A 3,162-nucleotide genomic window follows, 5' to 3' on the forward strand; every position below is an offset into this window, starting at 1 on the left:
GAAAGCCAAAATGGATGTCGCCATCAGCAGTTAGAGCCCGTTACCGCATCGGCGGAATGGACTGCGTGTCATGCGCTACCAAGATCGAAACCGCTGTGCGGCGCCTTCCGGGTATTGATGAGGTTGGCGTCTCGGTCGCCAGCGGCACGCTCACCGTAATGCTTGCGGATGCGCACGGTGCCGCCGCGGTCGAGCGGCAGGTCAAGTCGTTGGGTTACAGCATCGAGCCTGCAGACGCGCAGGACACACCCTCACATGCAATCGGCGCGGGACAAGCTCCGCACGGGGAGAGTGGCCGCACCGACGAAGCATGGTGGAAGCAACCCAAGGCACTGCTCACGATCGGCTGCGGGGTGGCGCTGGTGCTGGCGTACGTCGCCGGTCAGCTGCTGCAACGGATCGAGACTTGGGCGTTCCTCGCGGCGATGATGATCGGGCTTGTGCCTATCGCCCGGCGGGCGTGGTCAGCGGCGTTCGCCGGCACGCCATTCTCAATCGAGATGCTGATGACGATCGCCGCAGTGGGCGCCATCATCATCGGCGCTGTCGAGGAAGCTGCCGCCGTGGTCTTCCTATTCCTGGTCGGCGAGCTGCTGGAAGGCGTGGCGGCGAGCCGTGCCCGCGCAAGCATCCGCGACCTGGCTACCCTGGTGCCCAAAACCGCGCTGCTCGAGGAAGACGGGAAGACGCGGGAAGTCCCGGCCGAGCTGCTCGCGGTCGGGGGCGTGATTGTGGTGCGTCCCGGCGACCGCATCCCGGCCGACGGCGAGATCCTCGACGGTAGCAGTTCCATTGACGAAGCCCCGGTGACCGGTGAGAGCACACCCAAGCGCAAAGGCGTCGGCGATATCGTCTTTGCAGGCACGATCAACGCCGATGCCGTCCTGCGCATTCGGGTCACGGCAGCGGCGGCCGACAACACCATTGCGCGCATCGTCCGGCTGGTCGAAGAGGCGCAGGAGAGCAAGGCGCCAACAGAACGTTTCATCGATCGGTTCTCGACATACTACACGCCCGCGGTGCTCGTTGCCGGCGCGCTTGTTGCCGTGCTCCCGCCGCTCATGGCGGGGGCCTCATGGCCCGACTGGATTTACAAGGGCCTGGCCGTTCTTTTGATCGGCTGCCCCTGCGCCCTGGTCATCTCGACACCGGCTGCGATTGCCGCGGGCCTGTCAGCTGGCGCCAGGAGGGGTTTGTTGCTCAAGGGCGGCGCGGTGCTCGAGGGGCTGCGCAAAATCACCACAGTGGCGTTCGACAAGACCGGCACCCTGACCCAGGGCAAGCCGGTTGTGACGGATGTGGTGGCCATCGGCGTAGCCGAGCGCGAGGTGCTGTCTCTCGCCGCGGCTCTCGAGACCGGATCAAACCACCCGCTGGCCGTGGCGATCCTCGCTCGCGCCAAGGACGACCGTGTCCCGATTCCGCCGGCGGACGATGCCAAGGCCTTGGCAGGCAAAGGGGTCAGCGGCCGAGTAGGGGGCAAAACGGTACTGCTCTGCTCGCCTTCGGCCGCAGCCGAACGAACCGCACTGTCGCCGGAGCAGTCAGCGCGCATCGTCGCGTTCAACGAGCAGGGCAAAACCGTCTCGGTCTTGCTGGTCGACGATCAGCTGACCGGGTTGATTGCCATGCGGGATGAGCCGCGCGCGGACGCCATCGTGGGGCTCTCCGCCCTGAAGGCCGCCGGCATCCGTACAGTGATGCTCACCGGCGACAATCGGCGTACCGCGGAGGCGATCGGCGCGTCCCTCGGCATTGAGGTCCGCGCTGAACTGCTGCCGCAGGATAAGCAGTCCATAGTGCGGGAGTTGCAAAGCAACGGCGCGATCGTCGCCAAGGTTGGCGATGGCATCAACGACGCGCCAGCGCTTGCGGCGGCGGATATCGGCATTGCCATGGGCGGCGGAACTGACGTCGCGCTGGAGACCGCCGATGCGGCCGTGCTGCATGGCCGCGTTCTCGATATCGTCAACATGGTCGGCCTGTCGCAAACGGTCATGACCAACATCGCGCAGAACATCACGATCGCGCTGGGGCTTAAGGCGGTGTTCCTGGTCACCACGGTCCTCGGGGTAACGGGCCTCTGGCCGGCGATCCTCGCTGATACCGGCGCAACGGTTCTGGTGACGGCCAACGCCATGCGGATTCTCGCGTGGAGAGGCAGATCCGAACCGCAACCGTTCTTTGCGTCCGATCGGCCGTAGTTGTATCAGCCAACGCACAGTTTCCCGCCGTTGATTGGAAGACCTTGAACATGCGTACGCACATCCGCGCGGTCCTCTTCGGGACAATGGCAGCCGGCGCCATTGCGCTGACGGGTTGCTCGTCAACGGTGTCGGAACGTCGGGATCTCGCGCCGATACCCGCAGCGCTGCTCACCGAGATGCAGGGGAGGGGGATGACCCCGGCCGACCCGATCGTGATCCGCATTTTCAAAGAGGAATCGGAACTCGAGCTCTGGAAGCGGGACCGCAGCGGGCGATATGTCCTGCTCAAGACTTATCCCCTGTGCCGCTGGTCGGGACAGCTCGGTCCGAAGCGACGGGAAGGGGACCGGCAGGCGCCGGAGGGCTTTTACACCGTCCGACGCCAGCAGATGAACCCTAACTCGCAGTTTCATCTTTCCTTCGATCTCGGCTTTCCCAACACGCTGGAACGCGCCCAGGGGTTCACGGGCACCTCGTTGATGGTGCATGGCGCCTGCACCTCGTCGGGTTGCTTTGCCATGACGGATGCCGGTGTCGCTGAGGTCTACGCGGTGGCGCGGGAGGCGTTTGCAGCCGGTGCGGAGAGCTTTCAGGTCCAGTCGTTTCCCTTCCGCATGACCCCGCGCAATCTCGCGCGGCATCGCCGCAGTACCCACCAGGCGTTCTGGACCAACCTGCGCGAGGGCAACGATCATTTCCTCGCGTCGCAGCGCCCTCCCGAAGTTACAACCTGTGGCGGCCGATACCGTTTCAATGCGCGCGCTTCAGACCAGGCGACGCGACTGGATCCGCTGCGACCGTGTCCGGAGTTGCAGCTTGATGCGACGATTGAGGCGGCTGTCCTCGCGAGGCGGCAAACCGATGATGCCGATGTGCGGCAGCTCGTGGCGACCGGCTTGCCGGCCATCCGCGTCGAATTCACCGACGGCGGCATGCATGGCAGCTTCAGGGACAT

The 3,162-nt window shown here is 65.1% G+C and carries 2 protein-coding genes; both read left to right on the forward strand.

The genetic code is table 11. The features are described 5' to 3' along the window. The first annotated feature begins 14 nt into the window (after window positions 1-14). On the forward strand, window positions 15-2,204 hold the full coding sequence (locus C8P69_RS23240; protein ID WP_108179799.1) for a heavy metal translocating P-type ATPase: 2,190 nt from the start codon (window positions 15-17) through the stop codon (window positions 2,202-2,204). 50 nt (window positions 2,205-2,254) lie between these two features. Further along, window positions 2,255-3,162, forward strand: a 908-nt coding sequence (locus C8P69_RS23245) for a L,D-transpeptidase family protein (RefSeq protein WP_108179800.1), incomplete at its 3' end; no start/stop codon positions are given.

Origin of the sequence: Phreatobacter oligotrophus (genome assembly GCF_003046185.1) — a bacterium.
In the GTDB taxonomy this organism is placed as follows: domain Bacteria; phylum Pseudomonadota; class Alphaproteobacteria; order Rhizobiales; family Phreatobacteraceae; genus Phreatobacter; species Phreatobacter oligotrophus.